Source organism: Bacillus sp. CD3-5 (assembly GCF_006349665.1).
Lineage (GTDB): Bacteria > Bacillota > Bacilli > Bacillales > Bacillaceae_G > Bacillus_A > Bacillus_A paranthracis.
Genome location: NZ_VEPX01000017.1, coordinates 17161 through 42046, shown reverse-complemented (window position 1 = coordinate 42046; position 24886 = coordinate 17161). Strand labels below are relative to the sequence as shown.

At 38.2% G+C, this 24886-nt stretch carries 22 protein-coding genes; 5 read left to right on the top strand and 17 right to left on the bottom strand.

Annotation, left to right across the window (positions count from 1 at the left end; genetic code table 11):
• Positions 1–30: 30 nt before the first annotated feature.
• Genes FH036_RS23645 through FH036_RS23635 form a run of 3 tightly spaced genes read left to right on the top strand, consistent with a single transcriptional unit; the run spans position 31 to position 4729 of the window.
• Positions 31–1986, top strand: a complete 1956-nt coding sequence (locus FH036_RS23645; RefSeq protein ID WP_000144899.1) for an ABC transporter permease — start codon at positions 31–33, stop codon at positions 1984–1986.
• A gap of 20 nt (positions 1987–2006) precedes the next feature.
• The gene (locus FH036_RS23640) at positions 2007–2759 is read left to right on the top strand and encodes an ABC transporter ATP-binding protein (protein WP_000393249.1); all 753 of its coding nucleotides are present in this window, start codon (positions 2007–2009) and stop codon (positions 2757–2759) included.
• Positions 2756–4729: an FtsX-like permease family protein gene (locus tag FH036_RS23635; protein ID WP_139896304.1), complete on the top strand. Its 1974-nt coding sequence runs from the start codon at positions 2756–2758 to the stop codon at positions 4727–4729. Before FH036_RS23640 ends, FH036_RS23635 begins: the two co-directional genes overlap by 4 nt.
• A gap of 50 nt (positions 4730–4779) precedes the next feature.
• On the opposite strand, the gene FH036_RS23630 is transcribed toward FH036_RS23635, so the two are convergent.
• From FH036_RS23630 to FH036_RS23555, 16 genes are all read right to left on the bottom strand, one after another.
• Positions 4780–4971 carry a YjcZ family sporulation protein gene (locus FH036_RS23630; protein ID WP_001290392.1) on the bottom strand — a complete coding sequence of 64 codons (192 nt, stop codon included), beginning with the start codon at positions 4969–4971 and terminating at the stop codon, positions 4780–4782.
• A gap of 168 nt (positions 4972–5139) precedes the next feature.
• A complete protein-coding gene (gene gntP, locus FH036_RS23625; protein ID WP_139896303.1) occupies positions 5140–6465 on the bottom strand; it encodes a gluconate permease GntP in 1326 nt (441 codons plus the stop codon).
• Positions 6466–6664: 199 nt separating this feature from the next.
• Positions 6665–7390, bottom strand: coding sequence for a GntR family transcriptional regulator (locus tag FH036_RS23620; protein WP_000539282.1), 726 nt, complete (start codon positions 7388–7390; stop codon positions 6665–6667).
• On the bottom strand, positions 7390–8406 hold the full coding sequence (locus FH036_RS23615; RefSeq protein ID WP_139896302.1) for a sugar kinase: 1017 nt from the start codon (positions 8404–8406) through the stop codon (positions 7390–7392). The genes FH036_RS23620 and FH036_RS23615 overlap by 1 nt, the downstream gene beginning before the upstream one ends.
• The gene (gene dagF / locus FH036_RS23610; protein WP_000181938.1) at positions 8399–9154 is read right to left on the bottom strand and encodes a 2-dehydro-3-deoxy-phosphogluconate aldolase; all 756 of its coding nucleotides are present in this window, start codon (positions 9152–9154) and stop codon (positions 8399–8401) included. The genes FH036_RS23615 and dagF overlap by 8 nt, the downstream gene beginning before the upstream one ends.
• 1 nt (position 9155) lies before the next feature.
• The gene (locus FH036_RS23605; RefSeq protein ID WP_139896301.1) at positions 9156–10259 is read right to left on the bottom strand and encodes a DgaE family pyridoxal phosphate-dependent ammonia lyase; all 1104 of its coding nucleotides are present in this window, start codon (positions 10257–10259) and stop codon (positions 9156–9158) included.
• The gene (locus FH036_RS23600; RefSeq protein WP_138320877.1) at positions 10237–11337 is read right to left on the bottom strand and encodes an amidohydrolase/deacetylase family metallohydrolase; all 1101 of its coding nucleotides are present in this window, start codon (positions 11335–11337) and stop codon (positions 10237–10239) included. Before FH036_RS23600 ends, FH036_RS23605 begins: the two co-directional genes overlap by 23 nt.
• Positions 11338–11615: 278 nt before the next feature.
• Positions 11616–12476 carry a M15 family metallopeptidase gene (locus tag FH036_RS23595; protein WP_138320875.1) on the bottom strand — a complete coding sequence of 287 codons (861 nt, stop codon included), beginning with the start codon at positions 12474–12476 and terminating at the stop codon, positions 11616–11618.
• Between the two features lie 82 nt (positions 12477–12558).
• Positions 12559–13665, bottom strand: a complete 1107-nt coding sequence (locus tag FH036_RS23590) for a sensor histidine kinase (protein WP_070807055.1) — start codon at positions 13663–13665, stop codon at positions 12559–12561.
• Positions 13658–14356 (bottom strand): response regulator transcription factor, encoded by a 699-nt coding sequence (locus tag FH036_RS23585; protein WP_070807056.1) that lies wholly within the window; start codon positions 14354–14356, stop codon positions 13658–13660. The genes FH036_RS23590 and FH036_RS23585 overlap by 8 nt, the downstream gene beginning before the upstream one ends.
• 319 nt (positions 14357–14675) lie before the next feature.
• Entirely contained in the window at positions 14676–15782 is a 1107-nt protein-coding gene (menC, locus tag FH036_RS23580; protein ID WP_139896300.1) for an o-succinylbenzoate synthase, read from the bottom strand.
• Positions 15783–17228: an o-succinylbenzoate--CoA ligase gene (locus FH036_RS23575; RefSeq protein ID WP_139896299.1), complete on the bottom strand. Its 1446-nt coding sequence runs from the start codon at positions 17226–17228 to the stop codon at positions 15783–15785. It lies immediately after the preceding gene.
• Positions 17229–17551: 323 nt separating this feature from the next.
• Positions 17552–18370 (bottom strand): 1,4-dihydroxy-2-naphthoyl-CoA synthase, encoded by an 819-nt coding sequence (gene menB / locus FH036_RS23570; RefSeq protein ID WP_098669626.1) that lies wholly within the window; start codon positions 18368–18370, stop codon positions 17552–17554.
• A gap of 69 nt (positions 18371–18439) precedes the next feature.
• Positions 18440–19252, bottom strand: coding sequence for a 2-succinyl-6-hydroxy-2,4-cyclohexadiene-1-carboxylate synthase (gene menH, locus FH036_RS23565; protein ID WP_044793636.1), 813 nt, complete (start codon positions 19250–19252; stop codon positions 18440–18442).
• The gene (gene menD, locus FH036_RS23560; protein ID WP_139896298.1) at positions 19249–21003 is read right to left on the bottom strand and encodes a 2-succinyl-5-enolpyruvyl-6-hydroxy-3-cyclohexene-1-carboxylic-acid synthase; all 1755 of its coding nucleotides are present in this window, start codon (positions 21001–21003) and stop codon (positions 19249–19251) included. The genes menH and menD overlap by 4 nt, the downstream gene beginning before the upstream one ends.
• Positions 21000–22394 (bottom strand): isochorismate synthase, encoded by a 1395-nt coding sequence (locus FH036_RS23555; RefSeq protein WP_044793638.1) that lies wholly within the window; start codon positions 22392–22394, stop codon positions 21000–21002. The genes menD and FH036_RS23555 overlap by 4 nt, the downstream gene beginning before the upstream one ends.
• A gap of 194 nt (positions 22395–22588) precedes the next feature.
• On the opposite strand from FH036_RS23555, the gene FH036_RS23550 reads away from it, so the two are divergent.
• Together FH036_RS23550 and FH036_RS23545 are read left to right on the top strand one after the other, a co-directional pair.
• Positions 22589–23542, top strand: a complete 954-nt coding sequence (locus FH036_RS23550; RefSeq protein WP_000425747.1) for a 1,4-dihydroxy-2-naphthoate polyprenyltransferase — start codon at positions 22589–22591, stop codon at positions 23540–23542.
• 109 nt (positions 23543–23651) lie between these two features.
• Positions 23652–24383 (top strand): yteA family sporulation protein, encoded by a 732-nt coding sequence (locus FH036_RS23545; protein ID WP_044793639.1) that lies wholly within the window; start codon positions 23652–23654, stop codon positions 24381–24383.
• Between the two features lie 44 nt (positions 24384–24427).
• On the opposite strand, the gene cspD is transcribed toward FH036_RS23545, so the two are convergent.
• Positions 24428–24628 (bottom strand): cold-shock protein CspD, encoded by a 201-nt coding sequence (gene cspD / locus FH036_RS23540; RefSeq protein ID WP_001193054.1) that lies wholly within the window; start codon positions 24626–24628, stop codon positions 24428–24430.
• Between the last annotated feature and the right edge of the window lie 258 nt (positions 24629–24886).

Here is a 24886-nt window from a genome sequence, read left to right as displayed (position 1 = left end):
CATGCTCATTATATTAGGAGGTTTAGGTGAATGACATTTTGGCAGTTTGCATTTAAAAACGTCTCGCGGAACGCCAGAGCTTATTTCGCCTATTTTGTAAGCAGTGCGTTTTCCATTGCTATTTTTTTCTCATTTGCAGTTTACTTATTTCATCCTAAATTGCATATGACAGACGTAAATTATGCTCTGAACATATTAATGACAATTTCAGAAGTTGTCATCGTATTCTTTTCATTTTTCTTTTTACTATATTCAATCGGTACTTTCTTAAAAGTACGAAAAAAGCAATTTGGGATTTTAACAGTACTTGGCATCTCTCAAAAACAATTAAAACGACTCATATTTATAGAAAACATGTTAATTGGTGTTCTTTCTATATTTTTTGGCATTCAACTTGGACTTGTCTTTTCACAGTTCTTTTTATTAGTTACCGCCAAGATTACACATGTACCTGGCTTATATTTATATTGGCCTACAAGCGCCATTATTTTAACTATCATCATCTTTCTCGGACTCTTTATTCTCGTATCATCTTTTACACCGATGCTCATTCGTACGAGAAAAGCTGTACGTCTTTTAAAAGAAGGAACAAAACAAAAAGAAAGAAAAGCATCTGTGCTCATCTCTCTATTTGGTGCAACATGTTTAATATCTGGATATGCATTAGCCGCAAATCCATTATATTTTCTGTCGCTAGGTGATATCATTGGACTTTTATATGCCGTCTCTAGTATATTTGTCATCCCATCGCTTATTGCAGCTGGAACATATTTTTTCTTCTCGCAAATTAGCTTTTTACTCATTCGTATATTAAAAGCGCGAAGAACGTTTTATATGAAACGCATTAATATGCTTTGGATTTCTGATTTAGCATCACGTATTCGGACAAACATTAACATGCTTTTTATTGTAGCGATGCTATCAACACTCGCTTTTACAATGATTACATTCTTATACGGTTTTGGGAAATTTACAAAGTTTGATGCGATAAGGGAAAACCCTTTTCCTTTTACATATTTATCACATACTGAAAATACGTTAGCGGATGAGCATTTAAACTGGTTAGAGCAGAAGTTTAATGAAGAACACTTTACTTATACAAAATTTAAAACGGATATATATGAAGTATCTTCAGCTGAAAATAATACGCAACTCTATTACGCAATTAAACAAAGTGACTATAATGTACTTGCTAAAGCATTAAATTGGGAAAAACTCACGGTGAATAAGAATGAATCTTATATTCTTATGAAAGACTTAGATGATCAAGTTATTGGAACACTTCACAATAAAGAACAGAAAAATACTCTTACACTTACTCAAAACAATTTACAACTACACGTGAAAGAATATAAAAGTTATAGTCCATTCCCAAACAGCTTAATATACCAATTACTTATACTATCTGATGAAAATGTAGAAGCCTTATCGACCGTTTCCAAGCAAATGAGTGTATATAACTTCAAAGTTACAGATTGGGAAAAAGCACATAATATCGGTTCATCGTTTATAACAAAAATCCATAACGACAATGCAGCAATTCAAGCAGAGCACCCGCCTTTCCATGCAAGTGAAGCGAGCGATTCTCTATATAAAACAAAACTAAATGTCGCTTCATTTTTCTTAATTGGTACTTTCTTAGGTGTTATTTTCTTTATCGGAGCTGGCAGTGTTCTTTACTTCCGGATGTATACAGATTTAACAAATGAGCAAGAAAAATATATAACGATTACGAAAATTGGTTTAACGGAAACTGAAATGAAACGTTCAGCGACAATTCAGCTTGCGATTCTTTTCTTCGTGCCTTACATTATGGCATCCATCCATACGATGTTCGCGACAAAGATGTTACAAGAAGTTTTACATCTCTCGTTCTTCGCTGAGATTACAGTCGTACTTATGATTTTTGGAACAGTTGAAATTTTATTTTTCCTTTTAATTCGTTCCTTTTATATGCAAAAATTATCACAACACATTAAGTTTTAAAAGATAGAAAGGTGATTACTATGGAAGAAGTATTACACATAAAAAACGTCTCAAAAGTATATGAGGGAAAAGTCCCTCATACAGCTTTAAAAAATATAAATTTACATGTAGATAAAGGTGAATTTGTCGCTATCATGGGACCATCTGGTAGCGGTAAATCTACATTTTTAAATGTTATCTCAACAATTGATTCCCCTACTTCTGGTGATGTCGTTATTAACGGAAAAAAACCACACACATTTCGTAGGGAAAAGTTAGCTATTTTCCGCCGACAAGAGTTAGGCTTTGTTTTCCAAAACTTTAACCTATTAGATACACTAACAATCGGTGAAAATATCGTACTACCTTTAACATTAGATAATATTCCATTAAAAGAAATGGATGAAAAGCTTGATAACATTTCAAAAAAGCTTGGCATTGATCATATTTTAGACAAGCGTATTTTTGAAGTTTCTGGAGGACAAGCACAACGTACCGCAGTAGCACGTGCTGTTATTCATCATCCGTCACTTCTACTTGCCGATGAACCAACAGGAAACTTAGATTCAAAAGCGGCAATTGACGTAATGGAGCTATTTACAAAATTAAACAAAGAAGAAGATGCAACAATTTTAATGGTTACTCACGATCCATTCGCAGCGAGTTATTGTAACCGCGTCATTTTCATTAAAGATGGAGAGCTTTACAACGAACTGCACCGCGGATTGTACCGTGAGAAGTTTTATCAAGAAATATTAGATGTTTTAGCATTACTAGGAGGAAGACGTGGATGACATTTTGGCAATTTGCATTTAAAAATGTCTCGCGTAATTCTAAAGCATATTTCGCTTATTTTGTAAGCAGTGCTTTTTCTATCATGGTTTTCTTTTCATTTACTGTGTACGCGTATCATCCGCGCTTACAAAATGTACAAAGCTTTCAAGATCGGGATCCTCTAATGAATTTAGCTAGTACAGCACAGCTTGTGATCGTTATGTTCTCGTTCTTCTTTCTGTTATATTCAATTGGAACATTTTTAAATGTTCGGAAGCAGCAATTCGGAATACTCACGATTCTCGGTATTTCACAGAGACAATTAAAAAGACTGTTATTTACCGAAAACATGATAATTGGGATATTGTCTATCTTTATCGGAATTCAAGGTGGCCTAGTATTTTCTAACTTTTTCTTATTAGTCACTTCGAAATTAACAAGTGCCAAAGGTCTCTATTTATATTGGCCAACAGAGGCGATTATCGTTACAACCGTAACCTTTATCATTTTATTTTTAATCGTTTCTACGTTTACGCCGATGTTTATTCGTACTCGTAAAACGGCGCAACTCATTAAAGGTAACAAAAAAATGAAAGCTGAAAAACGGCCATCTATACTCATTTCTTTATTCGCTTTAATTTGTTTAGGGCTATGCTATTATATTGCTGGTTACCCGCAAGGCTATGTAACAGAAAAAAATGTGCAAAATGGATCTGTCTTTCTCATTATGTTGTCTATTGTACCGCTCGTAATAGTCGGGACATATTTATTCTTTTCACAAACATTTCTTCTTTTCATCTATATTTTAAAGAAGCGTAGAAAGTTTTATTTGAAACAAATAAATATGTTATGGATTTCAGACTTAGTTGCTCGTACTCGTAGTAATATTAATGTACTCTTTATCGTTTCTATGCTATCTGCACTTGCATTTACGATTATTATTGGATTATTTGCTGCTAATAATAATACGAAAGCATCGGTACTAGAGCGGTATCCAGTCCCCTTCACTTATACATCAGAAGGTGACAATTCCCTTGAACAAAAACATATTACTACAATTGAAACTGAGCTTACAAATAGCAATTTCGATTACAAAAAATATAAGTTTACAGTATTAAAAGATACAGCTTCAAAAGAAGATATTATGCTTATGAAGATGAGTGATTATAACGCAATTGCTAAACAATTGAAAAGACCGGAAATAACACTTGATTCTACACAAGTTTATATTATTTCTCGCTACTCACCAGAACTTCTCAATCTCGTATCTAATCCATTTGCAAAACAAAATACGATTACACTTGGATCTAATAAAAAAGAATTTCATATTAAAGGGTTTATTAATAAGGGGATCGAGCCATCCTTTGCATTCCCACATTTAGTTGTCTTACAAGATTATGTATTTAATAATATGATTCCTCATATTGAAACGACTATAATTTATAACTATTTCGTAGAGAATTGGGAAAATGCAATCGTTCCGACGAAAAACATTTTACGTACGATTAGTGATGATGCAAATGATTTCTTTGAAAAAAACAAAGAAGAACATGCTCAAATTCCTTTTTACATTCATACAGCTACGGATGAACTCATGTACGGTAAAGGAAATGCAGTTGCTCAATTCTTTATTTGGGCATTTCTCGGGTTTATTTTCTTTATCGGTGCGGCTAGTGTTTTATATTTCCGTATGTATAATGACTTAACAACTGAAAGACAAAAGTATATTACGATTACAAAACTTGGCTTAACTGAATCAGAAATGTTTCGCTCTGCAACGATTCAATTAGGAATTTTATTTTTCGTTCCTTACATCGTCGCTGGTGTTCACACGTTATTTGCGGTTAAGTTTTTACAAAGCATGTTTTCTTTCTCATTACTAAAAGAAACATGTATCGTACTCACCTTTTTCGGGATTATCGAAATCATTTTCTTCTTCTTAATCCGCTCTCTGTACATTAATAAATTATCACAGCACATAAAAATATGAATAAAATGGCCTTGTGCAATACGCACAAGGCCATTTTCAATAGTTTTTAATTAGCAGCAATATCCACCGTAGCCGCCAGCATAACCGCCGTAACCACCATAACCACAACCGCCGCCTCCGCCGAAGCAGCTAGCACCGATGATGATTAATAAAATAAACAATACGATTAGAAGCGCAAAACCGCCGCCGCACCCATGTCTGCGGTTACAATCATCATGTCTGTGTTCACACTTTTCGCTCATTACTCTATTCCTCCTTTAGTATCATTCATAACAAGTTCACCTTGCTCTAAATGAGGGGATTCCATTTATAGTATGTTTTCAGGGCGAATAGGAAGCTTGGCTTACTTAAAAACGGGCTTGTTTTGGCAATTGGGCTTCATCAAAAAAAGATACCAATTAAGGTATCTTCTAAATAAACATATTGAATAAAAGCGCAAAACCAAATGCAATAAATGATAACAATGTCTCCAGCACTGTCCACGTTTTAAACGTTTCCTTCACCGTTAATCCTAAATACTCTTTTACAAGCCAGAACCCTGCATCATTTACGTGAGAAAACATTAATGATCCCGCGCCTGTTACTATAACGAGCAATTCTAAATTTACACCTGACATATGCTGAATAACTGGTGAAACAATTCCTGCTGCTGTCGTTAATGCTACTGTTGCTGAACCTGTTGCGATTCGAATTAATCCAGCTACCATGAAAGCTAATACGATTGGTGATAACGATATATGTTCTGCCATTTGCGCAATCGCTGTTCCAACGCCGCTTTCAATTAATATTTGTTTAAATCCACCGCCTGCACCGATTATTAAAATAATGGAACCGACAGGTAATAAGCTTTCATCCGTTAATTTTTTAATCATCTTTTTATTAATACCTTGTCTCATGCCAAGTAAATAAAATGCTGCAAAACATGAAATTAGTAAAGCGATTACTGGACTTCCAATAAACACAAAAAATTCAGTCATCTTTTTCGGTAATGAAATATATGGTGCAACGACTGATAAAATCATCAAAACTACTGGCAGTAATATAATAAAGAATGAAACTTTACGACTCGGCAAATCAGTTGATACAGTCGTAACTCGAATAAGCTCTGGTTCATTTTCAGGTATAACCCTTTTATGTACCCACTTTGCAAATATCGGTCCTGCAATAATAGCCGTTGGTAGCGCGATAAGTAATGAATATAAAAGTACCTTTCCTAAGTTCGCGTTATAAATACCGATTGCTGTCATCGCACCTGGATGCGGAGGCACGAGCCCGTGAACAATCGATAATCCAGCAATGACAGGTAACGCAATTAATAATATATTTTGCTTCGTCGTTTTTCGGATGGAAATAACGAGTGGTAATAAAATAACAATCCCCACTTCAAAAAATACCGGAATCCCTATAACAAATCCTGCAAATAACATAGCCCACGGTAGTTTCTTCACACCGAAAAATCGAATAAAGAAATCTGCCACTTGCATGCCGGCCCCTGAATCGGACATCATTTTTCCTAAAATTGTACCGAGAGCTAAAATACCAACTAAATGCCCTAGTACACTACCGACGCCAGTTTCATAGGCAGTCACTATTTTCGTCAAATTCAATCCAGACATGATAGCTAAAAATAAACTCGCAACTGTTAAACTAATAAATGCATGCCACTTCCACCATGATACCCCTAAAATAACAATCGCAATTGCAAGTAACGTGACGATTAATAAGTATATATCCATCTCCCATTCCCCTTACTTTATAAAGTGAAACTTTAATCAGTGGGGGTTTTGTTCATCCCCCACTGATTATTAGTTGAACCAATCGGACGTTTATGGACAGCCCGGCTCCCACCTAACTTCTTTGCTCCAACTGAATTTTGAGGTGGGGGTTTTACTGTCCGTTAACGCGGGATAAAAAAAGAGGGCGAATACCCTCTTTTTATACGTCATAATTCACTACATAATGCTGCATTTCTGTATTGTAGTAGCCTTCGCTATATTCAATTACTTCGCCAACTTCATCGTAAGAATAACGCATACGTTTTAATAACGCTGTGCCCTCTTTTTCACCTAGCGCTTCTGCAACGAAACTAGGCGCAAGTCCAACAGCAAATTCATCTCTGAAGTTTTCTAAATGAATACCTCGGTCCTCGACTAAATCGTAAAGCGATTGCAAATCAAAATCCGATAAATCTGTACTTGCCATTTTCGCTGAGAAATAGTGCGTATAATGAATATACGGTGCATCATTTAACGTATATAAACGTTCAATACGAAAACTCTCTTTACCGAATAATCGAAATGGCACTGTTCCTTCTTCATTCTGAACGATTTCTGCTTTTAGCAATTTCTTCTGTACTTTATATCCTTCTTCCACTAACACTTCAGTAAATTTCTTACCCTTTGACAGTTTTGTCGCAGACGTGTTACGGATGACTTTCGTTCCTTTACCGCTTTTCTTTTCTAAATACCCTTCTTGAGCGAGTTCTTTAATCGCATTTCGTACTGTAATTTTACTCACCTTGAACTCTTCTTCTAACTGCGGTTCGGAAGGAATATTCGTATGAATTGCATATACACCATGCAATATTCGATCACGAATAATGTTTTTTATTTGTAAATATAATGGTCCTTTTTTCCTCGTTACGTTCACCGTTACACCCACTACCTTTCTACATCACCTACTGATGCCGTCATTGCCCGAAGTATATCCTTCTCTGATGACATTGGCGTATCACCGACGATTGTATGTGCAAGCATTCCAGCTGCTGACGCAAATGAAACAGCTTTCTCTGGTGCAAACTCTTCTATCTCGCCATGAATAATCCCGCTCGTATAAGCATCTCCAGCACCTATTCTATCATATACAGAAAACGTAAGTGTTTTTGCAAAAGTGAACGTACCGTCTTTACATATAAATCCGCGAAGCGAGTGTGTATTATCGCTATTAATAGAGCGATGCGTACCAGCGATTGTAGCGATACTATACGTTTCAGCTACCTTTGGAATAAGATCAACAAGTTGCGCCTCTCGCTCCGTTTCTTCTGTTTTCATTCCTAAAACAAACATTGCATCTTTTTCGTTCATCATTACAATATCAGCTAGCCCTAACATTTCTTCATAATGCGGTTTCGCCTGCTCGTACCCATCTTTTCCCCAAAGTGATGGACGATAATTGCAATCAAAGACGACAGTTCCTCCGTTTTCTTTCACTGCTTTCGCTAAAGATTTCATATGATGACGCACCGTATCATTCATCGCAAGTGTAATCCCGCAAAAATGAACAATATCAATTTCCTTCGCGATTTCTTCAAATTGATACATTTCTTCACATGCCGTATTGAAGCTACTTTCTAATCGATTTGAATATGTAACGCGGCTTACACGTGCTCCAAATCCATTTTCTAAAAAGTACATGCCGACATATTTGCCAGCTCTTGAAACAAGCGAGGTTTGCACGCCTAATTTTTGAATGTAAGATAATGCAGCATCTCCAACCGAGTTTTCCGGTAAAGTAGAAATAAGAAGCCCTTCATGCCCGAGATGAGAAAGTGCTGCTGCAACATTCACACCTGTACCAGAAAATGAGTATTTTAATGTATTAGCTTGCGATAACAATTCATATCCTGGTACTTGCAGGCGCATCATTACTTCACCGAATGCTGCAATTTTCTTACGCATATTGATCAACTAACTTCTTCACGACTGCTAATAATTCACGAACATCTTCTACTTTCGTATTGCCAGTTTCTTTATCAATAATAGAAGAGTACACATGCGGGATCACTTGCTCTACATTTGCTTCAAGCGCAATACGTACAATTGTTTCAAAGTTTTCTTTATCGATTCCGCCGGTTGGCTCTAATGCGAATCCTTCTTCCGCACAAGCTTTCGCAACTGCGCGATATTCTTCTTCATGAGCTAGCCCTTTCATCGGGAAGTATTTCAATGAATTTCCGCCCATATCACGTACAAGTGCGATCGCTGTTTTAATTGGAACGATTGCTTTTTCTTCTCCAGCTGCACTAATTGGACCAGTAGAAATATTTACGTACCCTACTTTTCCTGTTGGCGATACTAAACTATTAATCCAGCTATCTTTTCCGCCAAGATTTGCACGTGTCGCTCCAACTGAAGGGAATACTTGGTTAATATGGCTACCTGGATAATGTTTCGCAATTTCAGCTACAACTGCTGCTTGGCGATTATCTCCTGCTCCTAGTCCGATCGATACAGCGTCATCAATTTCTTTTCCATATGCTTTCATCGCTGTAACAGCTTCTTCTACTGTTGGATAATCTTTTGATAATACACCTACTACTACATAACCTTCTGCTGCTTCAAAAATATCTTTCGCATTTCGGGTATTGTTCGCTAATACATTTAATGCTACGCGGCCTTTATAAAAACGTTTTTGAATGTTTGTCATTTTAGTTTCCCCCTACAATTTCTCTCAATTTTTCTTCAATCACATGTATGTCATCACCTTGAAGTGGACGTGGATCAATATCAAAGAATCCTTGTCTTACTCCGTAATCACGTGTATAAATCGCGATTTCCCCTTCGTGTAATGCTGTCACAACGTCTTTTGCCGATTTATTTAACTCTTTTTCGTTAATATGAATACGGGCTCTAAAGATTGCTCTTCCCGCTTCATCTTGAACAATCGTTACATTTACACCGTTTAATTCTTTTAGCGGCATAAGTACTTGTAACAACTCTTTTTCTTGCTCACTCTTATCTTCTTTTACTCCGTACTCATCAAGCGCTTGAAGTAAGCCAAATGTTGTTTCTTTCCCAACTTTCATACTTCTTCCGATGCAATGTAATTGCACTTTCAGCCACTCAATATATTTTCGTTTCCCGCCAACAATACCAGAAGTAGGTCCTTCAATCGCCTTTGAACCGCTATAAATGGCAAGGTCTGCATACTTCACATATTTTTGAATGTCTTCTTCAGCTGCCGCATCTACGATAAGCGGTACGTTATTTCGCTGCGCTACTTCCCATGCTTCTTCAACAGAAATCATATTTTTTTGCACGGCATGATGTGATTTTACATACAGAATCGCTGCTGTATTTTCACCAATCGCATCTTCAATATGCTCTGCTTTCCCTTCATTTGCGTAGCCAACTTCTACAAGTTTTCCTCCGCCTAAGTAAATCATCGTTTCAACAGGAGCACCATACTGAACGTTATGACCTTTTAACATAATCACTTCATTTTTCGCGATGACCTCTTGATGAAGTCTTTCACTTTTACGGCGATTTCCTTCTGTCACGATACCAGCGATAGAAAGTGCAATTCCGCTCGATGCTGAATTCACAACGACAGCTGCCTCTGCATCTAGAATTCTCGCAATATGGTCTCCCGCTTTATCTACTAAATCAGCAATTTCCACATAATTTTGTCCCCCATGTTTCATCGCATCCATAACTGTATCTGTCGGAGCGGATACACCTAAAATACTCATTCTACCGCTCGCATTTATTACTCTTTTTAATCCGTACTTAGCATTCAATGAATGACCCATTGACTACAACCCCTTTCGTATCAATTCTTCTTTCAGCAATGCGCTGATCCCCTTCTGAATCTATTAACGTAATCTTCTCATCTTTCACCGTAAATAAAGTTAAATTTGCAATATCCCCTTCTTGAATACGGCCAAGCTCAGGTTTCTTAAGCCATTCTGCCGCATGTTTCGTCACCGCATGAATCACTTCTTCTAGCGGATAACCTAAGTAAAGGAATTTCGAAAGAACATGAGCCATACTATACACTGGACCGTGCACGCGATTCTTCCGGTAAATATCTGTACTAATTGTATTAAAGGCAATATCGTGACGCTTTGCTGCCTCTGCTACTTTAAAAGAAAAACTAGCATTACCATGCCCAACATCTAAATGAACACCGCGCTTCACTGCATCTAGTAATACAGGTAGCGGTTTGCCTTCTTCATCAAATAAATTATTTTCTTTCCCGTTTAAGTAATGTGTAATCACATCGTCTTTTTCTAAAAGAGGTACAACTTCCTCAATGCGAGGAGGTGCTGAACCGATATGTACCATAATCGGTAATGATGTTTCACGGGATAAAGAGCGCGCTACATGTAGCGGTTCAATTCCACTATCACAAACGACGCTTTTACTCATTCTCGCCTTTAACCCAACGACTACATCTTTATACTTTTCTACTGCTTCTATTACTTTCTCTTTATCTATCCATTCCATGTTGGATAATTCATCAATTCGTTTCAAACCGATGCGAGAAATATTTAAAAAGGCAAATAAATTCGTTTTTGCCTGTTCTCTACTTTTTACTAAATCTGCAATGCGATCAGCACCGCAGCTACCTGCATCAACAATTGTCGTTACCCCTTGCTTAACGCCAATTTCATCCACCTCATCGCCATACGGATCAAACTCTGGAAAAGCATGAACGTGCAAATCAATCCAACCACTCGATACGTAAGTACCTGAGTAATCAAGAACCTTTCCACCCTCGCCAGCACCAGCTTTCGTCACCTGTGCGATTTTATTATTTTCAATTACAATGTCAATCTCTTCCCCGTTCACACGTTTCACATTACGTAGTACGAATCGTTCTGTCATTGTACTTCCACCCTTTTCTATAAGAAGCCATAAGAATACGCTTACATTAAAGTTTCATTTTTTATATCTCTTTCACACGTTTAGCGTAACACAAAAAAAGGGAGAAGTAAATATAACGTTATAATGTTTAAAATTAAATAAAAAGATGCACCTCAAAAATGCTGATAGTACAAGAAATTATATCAACGATTCGACAAGGAATATTGATTTACCGACAAAAATGCCCATCCCTTTCTTATATACGAAAAGGCTGCTCCAAATCGGAACAACCTCTTTATCTATTCCTGAACCGTCACAATAACCCCATCCATATTATTCCCTGAAATTTCATACTGCTTATTCGCTGGAACATTCACTTTCCTATTCCCGGACACTTTATAATAAGAAACCGTATATTTCTTACCTTCCACATCCGTTGTGATTTCTTTTTTCTCTTTTAAGAAGTCCAAATATTCCTCTAATGTAATTTTCTCCTTTTGCATAATAGCACTATGCGGTAATCCTACATAACGTATATGCCACGGCTCATATTGAATGCCTGTAATATGACTTTTATTTTTCGGATAACGTAAAACAAACCCGTGCTTCCATACGTTCTCTTCAATCCATTTTCCTTCAGGCGCTTTTTCCATTTTCTTTTGCGTTGATCCAACGTCCAGTGATAATCCTAAATTATGTTCACTGTATCCTGCTGGAAGTGCATAGTCTGATCCCATTTCTTTATATAACTTACTTTGCTCTTTAAAATCTCGATATCCGCTATTCATTAAAAAATGTTGTACGCCATCTTTTCCAGCTGCATCGACAACGTTCAAAAACTTTTTTACAACATCCTTTGATAAGCGAAGATTTCTATCAAATATGACGTAACCTCTTACTAATTCACTATTGTGATTTACATTTATAATATCAGACCTAATACTATCTTTTTTAACTGGGTAGTCTTTATTAACTAATAATAGATCCCCTTTATAAATTTGTTCTTTTGTAACCTCTACCTTTTTCATATTTTCATTCTTTACTGCACTATTTTCCCCACCGATTTTCACATCAATTTCTTTTTGAAATAACGGTGATATATAAACGCCTACACAGATTGTGCATGCGATAAAAAAAGAAATAAATACCCACTTTTTCATTTCTAGTTCCTCCTTAACGTAACTTACGTCTAGAATAGAAAAAACTATTAAAATAAAAAGTGGGGTAAAGTTTAAATTTTTATTAAATTGTTACGTTCTCGTCTTTTGGCAATCGCACTTCAAACATTGTTCTAACTACATTACTTTCAGCAGAAATCATACCGTTATGCTGTTCAACAATATTTTTCGCAATAAATAGCCCAAGGCCTGTCCCGCCACGGTTCTCTGACCTCGATTTATCACCTGTATAAAACATATCAAAAAGATACGGTAAGTCTTCTTCTGGAATGCTATCTCCGTAATTCATAACTTGTACGACAACTTCTCCATTATCGATATACCCATTCAGATCAACAAATTGCCCATCATATCCGTAACGAACGGCATTTGTTAACAAGTTTTCAAATACTCTAGCTAACAATTTTCCATCACCGTTAATCGGCAAATGAGGATCAACATTCAATCTAGCTTCTAAATGATGTTTTTCTAATAACGGATACAATTCCTCCTCTAACTGTATAAGTAGCTCACTTATATCAATCGGCTTTTTATCCAGCTTTAACATGCCATAATTCATACGTGTAATTTCAAATAACTCATCAATTAAACTTTCCAGCCTTTGCGATTTCGTATACGCAATTGTGGAGAAATGTTTAATTTGTTCTTTTGTTAAATTCTCATCTTTAAGAATTAAATCTAAATACCCTAACACGGATGTTAATGGCGTTCTTAAATCATGAGCTAAGTTTACAACGAGCTGGTCTTTACTACTTTCAGCAAAGTCTCCTCTTTCCACCGCTTCTTTTAACTTTTCACTCGCAACATTTATTTCACGTGCGATCTCTCCAAACTCATCGTTTGATGAAATGCGCACTTCATTTGAAAAATCTCCGTTCGCCAAATGATGAATCCCGCTTGAAATCTCATCAAAGTATTTTAAGTATGGTTTAGTAAGGAAGAAGAAAAATATAATGGATAGCGGGATGAAAATAATTAAAAAGAAATTAACATCCCCAATTTGTTTTATCATGAAACGCACTTGAGCTAACGGATCCTCATAACGAACGACTAATTTGTAATAAATCCGTAACCCTTGATAAATGATATACGTTACGCCACCAGCAAATATCATACTTAACGCAAATAGCATAACCATCTTCGAGCGAAAGCTTCTCATCTTTTTAGCCATTGAAAGTATAACCTACTCCCCACACTGTTTTGATTAACTTGTTCTTTCTTTTATCTTCCCCAAGTTTTTTCCGTAACGTACGAATATGTACCATAACTGTATTTCCGCCTTCATAATAATCATCTGCCCATACTTGCTGAAAAATATTTTCTACATTGTACACTTTCTTCGGATGGCTCGCTAATAAATATAAAATATCAAACTCTTTCGGTGTTAATTCAACTTGTTCTCCGTACACATTTACCGTTCTTCGCTCAGGATCAATAGTAACTCCGCCTACCTGTAAAGCAGATTTATTCTCTGCTACTTTCGGCTGATTCAATGTAAGAAATCGGCGTAATTGTGCATTTACACGTGCGACTAATTCAATCGGTGTAAAAGGTTTCGTCATATAATCATCTGCACCTAATACAAGACCTGTCACTTTATCAAAATCCGAAGTTTTCGCACTCAAGAAAATAATTGGCATATGATGCTTCGCGCGAATTTGACGCGTCACCTCATACCCATCCATTTTCGGCATCATAATATCTAAAACCACTAAGTCGATTGGTTGCGTTTCAATAATATGAACAGCCTCTTCTCCATCAGCTGCTTTCACGACGTGGTACCCTTCTTTTTCTAAATGTATCTCAATTAAATCAGCAATTTCTTCCTCATCATCCGCTATTAAAATGGAAATGCGCTTCATTTTACTCCCCCTTTTCCCCCGCTATTTGCGGGCAGTAAGACTCCCACCTCAAAATTCGGGTGAATCAAATAAGTTAGGTGGAAGATCAACTGCCCATAAAAGCCCGATTGGTGCGGGCTAATAATCAGTGGGGATGCCCCACTGATTAAAGTTTCACTTTATACGCTCGATTGTAAACTAGTCTATCTAATTTGTACAATACGAAAAGGTTACTCGTGGGAGTAACCTTAGTAAATGAAATTTATATCAGCGATTATTGAAATATATCGACTTACCGACAATTAACGACGAAATTCGCCCGCTATTTGAAAGACTCAACCTACCGCTCCAAAACAATTCGCTGCTTCGTAATTTCAGCCAACCTTCCGTGGTCTACTTCATACTCAGTATCCACGCTTTGCGGTACAATCACTTTCCCTCCCTCAAGCGTCACTTCCGGCGAAATAATATCCCTCTCCCAGTGCCTACTAGAGGCAGATATATCACCTGGAATCGTAAAGTTAGGCAGTGAGGCGAGGGCAACATTTTGTGCTCTTGAAATCCCCATCTCCACCATACCGCCGCACCAAACGGGTATGTTATGCTCCATACAATAATTATGAATTTGAACCGATTCTGTTAATCCGCCCACTCGCCCTGGTTTAATGTTCACAATTTGGCAGCTGCCAAGCGTAATCGCAACGCGTGCGTCTTCTAAACTATGGATGCTTTCGTCTAAACAAATGGGCGTTGCAATTTCCTTTTGCAACTGTGCATGATCAAGAAAGTCGTAATCCGCTAGCGGTTGCTCAATCATCATCAATTGAAATTCATCTAATCGTTTCAATTTCTCCGTATCCGCTAATGTATAGGCTGAATTTGCATCAGCCATTAACGGGATGTGCGGGAACTCTTTACGAATCTCTTTCAATAATTCATAATCATGCTCTGGCTTTATTTTCACTTTAAAACGCTCGTATCCTTCTTCTGCATACTTCTCGATTTGTTTTAACATAACCGGAATTGTATTGATACCAATCACAACACCGACTTCAATTTCAGCCTTCGTTCCGCCAAGCACTGTCGCTAACGATTTGTTTTGACGCTTCGCATATAAATTCCAAACAGCCCCTTCAATTCCCGCCTTTGCCATTCGGTTTCTTTTTATATGCTGGAACAAACCAGGTACTTCATTCGGGTGGGAAATTTCAGCTTTCAATAAATCAGGTAATAAAAAATCCTGAAGTACATGAAGCGCTGTCTTCACTGTTTCTTCCGTATACCACGGTTCAGAGAAGGCAACGACTTCACCAAATCCAATATGTCCATCCGTATCTTCTAATTCAATAACGATGCTCTCACGCTTTTCATAAGTTCCGTAGCTTGCAGCAAACGGGATGACGAGTGGCATTTCCGTTATATGAAGTGTCGCTTTTTTTATCTCCACTTACATCTCCTCCACTAATTGTCTTAACTCTCGTCTTAACAATTTTTTCGAAGCATTTCGTGGTAATTCCTCTAAGAACCACGCTTTTTTCGGCACTTTATATTTCGCTAATTTCTCCTCGCAAAAATGAAGAATTTCTTCTTCTGTTATCTCTCCACTTTTTACAACAAAAGCAGCGGGTACTTGTCCCCATTTATCATCAGTCATGCCGACAACACCAGCTTCCGCTACCATCGGATGAGAAAGCAACACTTCTTCAATTTGAGCCGGATATATATTCTCTCCGCCAGAAATGATTAAATCACTGCGTCGATCTAATACGTATAAAAATCCTTCTTCATCTAAATAACCGAGGTCACCAGTATGAAGCCATCCGTTTTGAATAGTTTCGCGCGTCGCATCTTCACGGTTAAAGTAACCGCCTGTTACATTTGGTCCTTTTACTACGATTTCGCCTTCCGCAAATGGCGGTACTACGACGCCATCTTTTTCGATACGAAGTTGGCACTGAAATAGTGGTTTTCCGGCTGAACCTACTTTTGTTAACATGTAATCCGCGGATAACGTACAAATTTGCGAAGACGTTTCTGTCATACCGTACGTTTGATATACAGGAATCCCTTTATCTACACACGTTTCTAATAACGGTTTCGGCGCTGGTCCTCCGCCAAGTAACATACATCGTAAAGAAGATGGATATGTTCCTTCTCCAAGTCGCTCTAATAAATCAGTTAACATTTTAGAAACGACAGAAATAATCGTTACGCCTCTCGTTTGAAGTGCTTTATGAATAAAATCCGCATCATATTTCGGAACGAGTAAAATGCGCATACCGTACATAATGTTTTTCATTAAAAGAGATAGCCCGCCAACGTGGAACATCGGCATACAAGCCAACCAGCAATCATCATCACGAAGCCCTAAATTAAGCGAAGAGCCAACCGCGCTTGCCCAATGATTGCCGTACGTTAAAATAACGCCTTTCGGTTTGCCTGTAGTCCCAGACGTATAAATAATTGTCATCGCTTCTTTTAAAGAGAATTCTTCTTGTATAGAGGCTTCCTCTTTTGGTCCATTCATCACTTCGGCGAATGAATAGACAGGAATATCTTTAGCGTCAAAATCTTGATCCGTCACTAAACAAATAACTTCAGCATCATCCATTTGCCAAAGTAGCTCTTCTCTTGAAAGACGCGTATTTAAAAGCACAGCTACTGCACCTACGTACGATAGGGCGTGAATAACTGTAATCATCTCCATACCATTTTTCATCAGAACAGCCACCTTTTGCCCACGCTTCACTCCTACATGCGTGAGGTGTTCACAAACAGATACTACTTTTTCATGTAGCTGCATAAAAGTAACTTTCTCTTCCTCTATTTCAATTGCAGTGCGATCTGGTGTTAAAAATGCACGTTGCATTAACCAATTTGGCATCGTCTCCATCATTCATTCTCCTTTCATGAAAGAAAGAGACTTGATATGACATCAAGTCTCTTAGTTGTTTTGTTTCCGGTTTGATCTTATCCAGCTGCTCCTCCTAGCCCCTTCCGTCTAAGAACCTTCCGCACGAGAAAGTAAAAAACACTTTCTGTGCGAAAGAACCTTAGCCTACGAGGCTAAACAGTCGGCTCCGCTTTTGAAACATCCAGCTACAGCAGCTAGAATGTTCGGTGGCTTCACTTCTTCCTACGAGGCAAAAAGCGCCTCTACGTCAGAAGCTCCATCCCCCTCACATTCTGAACGAGCTGCTTCCGCTTTTAGTTTGATCAAGGGAAACGAGGGAATTGACCGAAGTCCGGACTGCGTTTTTCTTTGAATGCGTCGCGACCTTCTTTTGCTTCGTCAGTTGTGTAGTACAATAACGTTGCATCTCCAGCTAGTTGTTGAATACCAGCTAGACCGTCTGTGTCTGCGTTGAATGCAGCTTTTAGGAAACGAAGTGCCATTGGGCTGTTTGCTAAGATTTCTTGTGCCCATTGTACTGTTTCTGCTTCAAGTTCTTCTAATGGTACTACTGTGTTTACTAAGCCCATATCAAGCGCTTCTTGTGCACTATATTGACGGCATAGGTACCAAATTTCGCGAGCTTTCTTGTGACCTACCATACGAGCTAAGTAACCAGCTCCGTATCCACCGTCAAAGCTTCCTACTTTAGGACCTGTTTGTCCGAATACAGCATTTTCTGCAGCGATTGTTAAGTCACATACGATATGAAGTACGTGTCCACCACCGATTGCATAACCTGCTACCATCGCGATAACTGGTTTAGGAATTGCGCGAATTAGACGTTGTAAGTCTAATACATTTAAACGAGGGATTTGGTCGTCACCTACATATCCGCCATGACCGCGAACTTTTTGGTCGCCGCCAGAACAGAATGCACGTCCACCTTCACCTGTTAAAATGATAACGCCAACATTTGCATCATCACGAGCTTGTGCAAATGCATCGATTAACTCCATTACCGTTTTAGGACGGAATGCGTTATGTACTTCAGGGCGGTTAATCGAAATCTTTGCGATACCATTGTATGTTGAATAAATAATATCTTCGTAATTGCCTTCTTTTACCCATTCAATAGCCATTACAACTACCTCCTTGTATATTTCTGATCTCCTCTATAAGTGTAACTTCATTCTTAACTGAAAAAAGCATCACTGCATAGTTTTTAGAAATCCCTTTACTATTGTATCAAACTTTTCCGGTTGTTCCACATGAATTGCATGGCCAGCGCCATCAATTTTGACAAATTTCGCGTCAGAGACGCATTTTTCGATATTTTTTAATATGCGCAAGAACTTTTCATCATGCTCACCGTTCATTAAAAGAACAGGCATTTTTAATTTTTTCAGCTCATTCCACCATGAAGGCTGAGCCCCTGTTCCCATGCCGCGCAAGCTATTTGCGAGCCCTTTTGGATTGTTAGCAAGTCGCTCTTTTCGCACTGCTTCTTGTACGTTTTGTGCTAAACGTTTTTGCGTTTCAAACAGCGGAATACTTTCCCACATCGATACAAAACTTTCGATGCCTTCTCGCTCAATTTTCTGAGCAAGTCGCTCATCTTTTTCACAGCGTTCTTTTCGCTCATCTTCACTTTCAAGCCCAGCTGTACAATTTTCTAATAAAAGAGAACGTACATATTCTGGATATAGACACGCCATCGTAATCGCCAGTCTACCGCCCATTGAATAGCCAAGTATATGCGCTTTTTCAATATGAAGATAATCTAGTAGTTCTTTCATTTGCAACGCTACATTTCGAATATTATAATGCGTCACATCTTCAGGGCTTTCCGTTTTTCCGTGCCCAACAATGTCTACTAAAATGACTTGAAACTGCTCGCTCCAAGAAGGAATGAAGGAACGCCACGTTTCCATACTTCCCGTAAAACCATGAAGAAGTAGAAGTGGTTCTCCGCTTCCGACTACTTCATATTCATACGATACACCTTGCAGCGTTACGTTCATTTTGATTCACCTTGCAACGATGTAGTAATGACGTCCTGTGTTTTTGCCCATAACGTACGGTGCAATGTTAAGTTTTCATCACGGTTCGTACAAATTTCTACAACGTGTAAACCTTCTTTCGTTGCACCTTTTTGTACTTCTTCTCGGAACTGCTCCCAGCCATTTACACGGCTAAATGAACCACCGTACATTGTAACAACATGCTCATAATCAAGCCCAATTGGAGTTCCAAATAATGATTCGAAATGTTCCTTTTTCTCATATTGTGGTAAGAATGAGAAAATACCACCACCGTCATTATTTACAACGACAATCGTTATGTTTAATTCATGTAATTTTGCGGCTAGTAGTCCATTTAAATCGTGATAGAATGATAAATCACCAATCACTAATACGAGCGGATCGCAAATCATGCTCGCTCCTAAAGCTGTCGAAATGATTCCATCAATCCCATTTACACCGCGATTTGCCATTACTTGAATGTCTTTATCCGATGTGAAGAAGAAAGAATCTGTATCACGAATTGGCATACTATTACTTGCAAATAACGTTGCCCCTTCTGGTAATACGCGGACAATATCTGTAATGACTCTTCCTTCAAATGCCGTATCATATGTTTCCATTTCACGAAGTGTTTCCTTCGTTTTTTCGTTTATATGTTGCCACATTTGGGACCAATCATTCTTTTTCATAACTGACATTTTTTCTATTAGTGCACTGCAAAATGCAATATCACTCGCTTGGACAACTTCTGTTGCAACGAGAGCTGGATCTCTCCATTGTCCTGATTCGTCAACAACGATATGAACAGCTTTCGTTTGTTTTTTGATGAACTGCGTTAATGCTTTCGAAACAGGCATACCACCGAAGCGAATTATAACTTCCGGCTTCCACGTTTCTTTTAACAGCTCATTTCGTAAAAATGTATCGTAACAGTCGATTACCATCGTTTTATCGTGGTGTCCACTACGAATGTTAGAAAGTGGATCCGCTAATATTGGATATCCCGTTTTTTCAGCTAGTTGCGTTGCAAACGTTGCGATTTCTGAATGACTATCATCTCCACAAATAATAAGCCCCTTTTCCATATGTGAAAGGCGCCCTACAAGAGAATCTACATATTCACTCGGCATCACCGCGTTCCCTCGCTGAACTACTCCTGTATATTCTCCGCGTCCTTTATCCCATAAACTTTCTAATGAGAAGTCCGGGATGAGCGGTTCGCGAACCGGAAAATTAAGATGAACAGGTCCTTGCGGTGCTAAAAGCGCGCTTGCTATCGTGCGCTGCGTTGTCATGCGAGCGTAATGATACATCGCCTCATTCGCTTCTGGAAGTGCCATCTCTGTAAATTGCTTCACAAACGTGCCGTATAAATTAATTTGATTCATCGCTTGTGGTGCACCGACATCTCTTAATTCATGCGGTCTATCTGCCGTTAAGACGATAAGCGGCACTCGCGAATGAAAAGCTTCACATACAGCTGGATAGTAGTTCGCTGCAGCCGTTCCTGACGTACATAATAATGCAACAGGACGTTTTTTCGCTTTTGCAATACCGAGCGCAAAAAATCCTGCAGATCTTTCATCTACATGTAAATATGTGTTCATTCCTTCATGTTGTTCCATTAGTAGAGCAATCGGCGTTGACCGTGAGCCTGGACTAATGACAACATCACATACATTTAGACGCGTCAGTTCATCCACGAACGCACCTAAATAATATGATAATGCTTCTATATGATTGTTCATTTCATTAATTCCTCCAAAGCACCAAGCATCGGTCTAAACTTCAAACTTGTTTCTTCATATTCAAGTTGTGGTACTGAATCAATTACAATCCCGCAACCGGCGAATAAGGATGCTTTCTCGCCATTTAATAATCCGCAGCGAAGTGCAACCGCAAATTCACCATTTCCTTCATCATCTATCCAGCCAATCGGTGCACCATATAATCCTCTGTCTAACAATTCAACATCACGAATTAGTTTCATCGCTTCTAAACGAGGTGTCCCGCCAAGAGCTGGTGTTGGATGTAATTCTTCTACCATCGTTAAAAGACTCGCGTCGCCTTTTGCCTCTACAGGCGTATATAAATGAATTAAGTTTTTCGTTGTTAATAGACCGGGACTCTCCGGAATATTAACGGATTCGCAGTGCTCATTTAATACCGACCTGATCATGTTCACAACATAACCGTGTTCAGCTAAATTCTTTTCATCATGAAGAAGCGCATCACTATTTCGCTTACTTTCTTCTATAGATTGACCATGACCAGTTGAACCAGCAAGACACATTGAAGTAAACTTCTCATCTTCTTTACGAATTAATCTCTCTGGCGTCGCTCCTAAGAAGCATGCTCCTTTATAATCAAAAGAAAATACGTAACAATCTGGTTGCCCAATGCGAAGTGCTTCTAAAACAAGCGCAGAATCAATATGATGATCCATCTCTACTTTTAGCTCCCTCGCTAATACAACCTTCTGCACGTTCCCCTGCTTCATCTCATCTTGCACTTTCTCAATGGACTTCATCCAGCCTTTCGGATCCACTTCTACTTTAGAAGTAACTGTTAATTTCGATCCTTCTAGTGCACATTTACTCTCCTCAAAAATTTTCTCTTCTAAAGAAACAATTTCGTTATAAAGAGTTTCTGCACAATCTGTTGCTGAAACAAATGTATTCATTGTTAACCATGCTTTTTCATTTTTTACAGTTAATAAAAATGCCGGTAGTGAAAATGTCGTATCATCAAATTCTTTCCATAAATCTGTTTTCTCTTTTTCTTGGTCAAATGAAAATCCACCAAATAAAAGAGGACCTGTTCCAAATTCGTATCTTTCTCTTTGTACAAATGCTTTCTCTTTTACTTTATCCCACTCGTCACGAGCAGTTTGAAAGCGTTTGTGAGAAGCAGTTGCTATAGTGAAAACAGAACCAATTCCAGCAAATATTACATGCTGAGCTGGGTCTGCAAAATAACATCTATTTTCGAATGAGATCCTTTTTCCTGCTGCATAAAACAGAAGTGGATCCATCCAGTCTATTTTTTTAACAAAACTAACCAATATTTTTTCATCAGTTGCATGCTTAATGGCTGCACTTAGAACTTCCTGCAAGCCTTTTTGTTTCGTTTGAATCACAATTGTCTCCCCCCTATGGGCGAAAAATAGTCATAATTACGCTTGATTTTAAGATACACCTCAAACGAAAGGCCTGTCAACGTTTAGCATTTCTGAGAAATTCACCTTCTCTTCCTAGAAAATAAACGTTGACACTAAATGATGCTTTTTCTACACTTAGTTGTGTACAATATGTGACCAAAGGAGGATTCAACATGGAAATGAACGTCGAAACGAATTCCTCTCCTACGGCGCCAAAGCCAAGCAAGCAAACAGGCTGGCGCATTTGGTGGAGTTTACTACGTCCCCATACATTAACAGCAGCTTTCGTTCCTGTTTTCATCGGAACAGCCTATGCAATGCAGGTCGGAGGTATAAATCAAATACATCTCCCTCTTTTCCTTATAATGCTTCTTGCTTGTCTTCTCATTCAGGCAGCAACAAACATGTTTAATGAATACTTTGATTATAAAAGAGGACTTGATCACGAAGGTTCAGTTGGTATCGGCGGCGCTATCGTTCGCGATGGCATTCAGCCAAAAACAGTACTTAACTTAGCATTTGGATTTTTCGGTATCGCAATACTATTAGGTGTTTATATTTGTATGAATTCTAGCTGGTGGCTTGCTGCAATCGGTCTTGTTTGTATGGCCGTTGCTTACCTTTATACAGGCGGTCCACTTCCAATTGCATATACACCATTTGGAGAGTTAACAGCCGGATTATTTATGGGTGTCATTATTATTGGGATTTCATTCTTTATCCAAACTGGAACTGTAACATCAGAAGTCGTTTTACTATCTATTCCAAGCTCGATTTTAATTGGTGCCATTTTACTAGCTAATAACATCCGTGACTTAGATGGCGATAAAGAAAACGGTCGTAAAACGTTAGCCATTCTCGTTGGACGCGAGCGAGCGGTCGGTGTACTTGCTTCTATGTTCATCGTTTCCTACATTTGGACAATTGCTTTAATTATCGTGGGCATCGTATCACCATGGATGCTGATCGTATTTTTAAGTGCACCGAAAGCATTTAAAGCGACGAAAGGCTTTATCGGCAAAAGCATTCCAATGGAAATGGTACCTGCGATGATAGCAACAGCAAAAACAAATACAATCTTCGGTCTCCTCATGGGAATCGGATTATTGCTTGGATATTTCCTTTAAAAGGAGCTGCTAATGCGGCTCCTTTTTCATATACCAATTTCAGCTCATAATTCCTACTCGCAACGCTCATACTATGTAAAGAAACTGAATTGTAGGAAGGTGGACGACTATGTTAACTCCACAACAAATAAATCAATTTAAATCCGTTTTAGAAAAACAAAAACAAGAACTAGAGCAAACGATACAAACACACGAAAATGAAGATCGTGCATCTGAACGTGAATCTGTTGGAGAATTATCTAGCTATGATAACCATCCAGCTGATATGGCAACAGAGCTATATGAACGTGAAAAAGACTTCGGGCTTATTGAACTTTGGCATAAACAGCTTGAGGACACGAAACATGCCTTGCAGAAAATAGAAGCGGGTACGTACGGCATTTGCGAAGTGTCTGGCGAAGAAATTCCATTTGAAAGATTAGAAGCAATGCCAACCGCTACAACATGCATCCAGCACGCGACAAATAAGTTAAATATGAATACGCGACCAGTTGAAGAAGAAGTGCTGTCTCCTTCTTTTCACAAACATGACGAAGATCGTTCTGTTGAATACGATGCAGAAGATGCATGGCAAGATGTTGCCAATTACGGAACATCTGAAACACCATCTGATTTAGAAAGACAAGATTCGAAAAACTATAATGGCATGTACGTAAATAGCGAAGAAAACGTAGGCTACGTAGAGGATTTCGAAAACTTTATCGGTACAGATATGTATGGAAAAAATCTGCAAGTTTTCGCTACGGAAGAACATGAAGAATATGAACAAATGCTTGATGACTTTGAAGAGCGTACCTTTAAGGGCGAATTATCTTCAAATGAGTCGAGTTCCAAAGAATAAAAAAAAGCATTCCGAAAATCGGAATGCTTTTTATCGCTAGCTAATTAGTTTTTTGTAACGTTAGCAGCTTGTGGTCCACGGTTACCTTCAACGATTTCGAAAGAAACTTCTTGACCTTCTTCTAAAGTTTTGAATCCGTCACCTTGGATAGCTGAGAAGTGAACGAATACATCGTCTCCACCTTCAACTTCGATGAAACCGAAACCTTTTTCGCTGTTGAACCATTTAACTTTACCTGTTTGCATGTCATGTACCTCCTAAATAAAAATGAAACTATGAATCCACATGAAAAGGTGGATATAAAGGACATGAATGTATAACAAGCTTACAGCCTTTAATTCAACGTGCTTTATTTCCGTACCACATTATGTAGCTCAATAGTGATTTCACTATATCACGCTATATCCAAAACGTCAAATGAGAACACTTTCATTCCACCATTTTTTTATGATTTTAATATAGTGTTGAATTTCCATATTCATATTTTATCCCGCCATTTACGG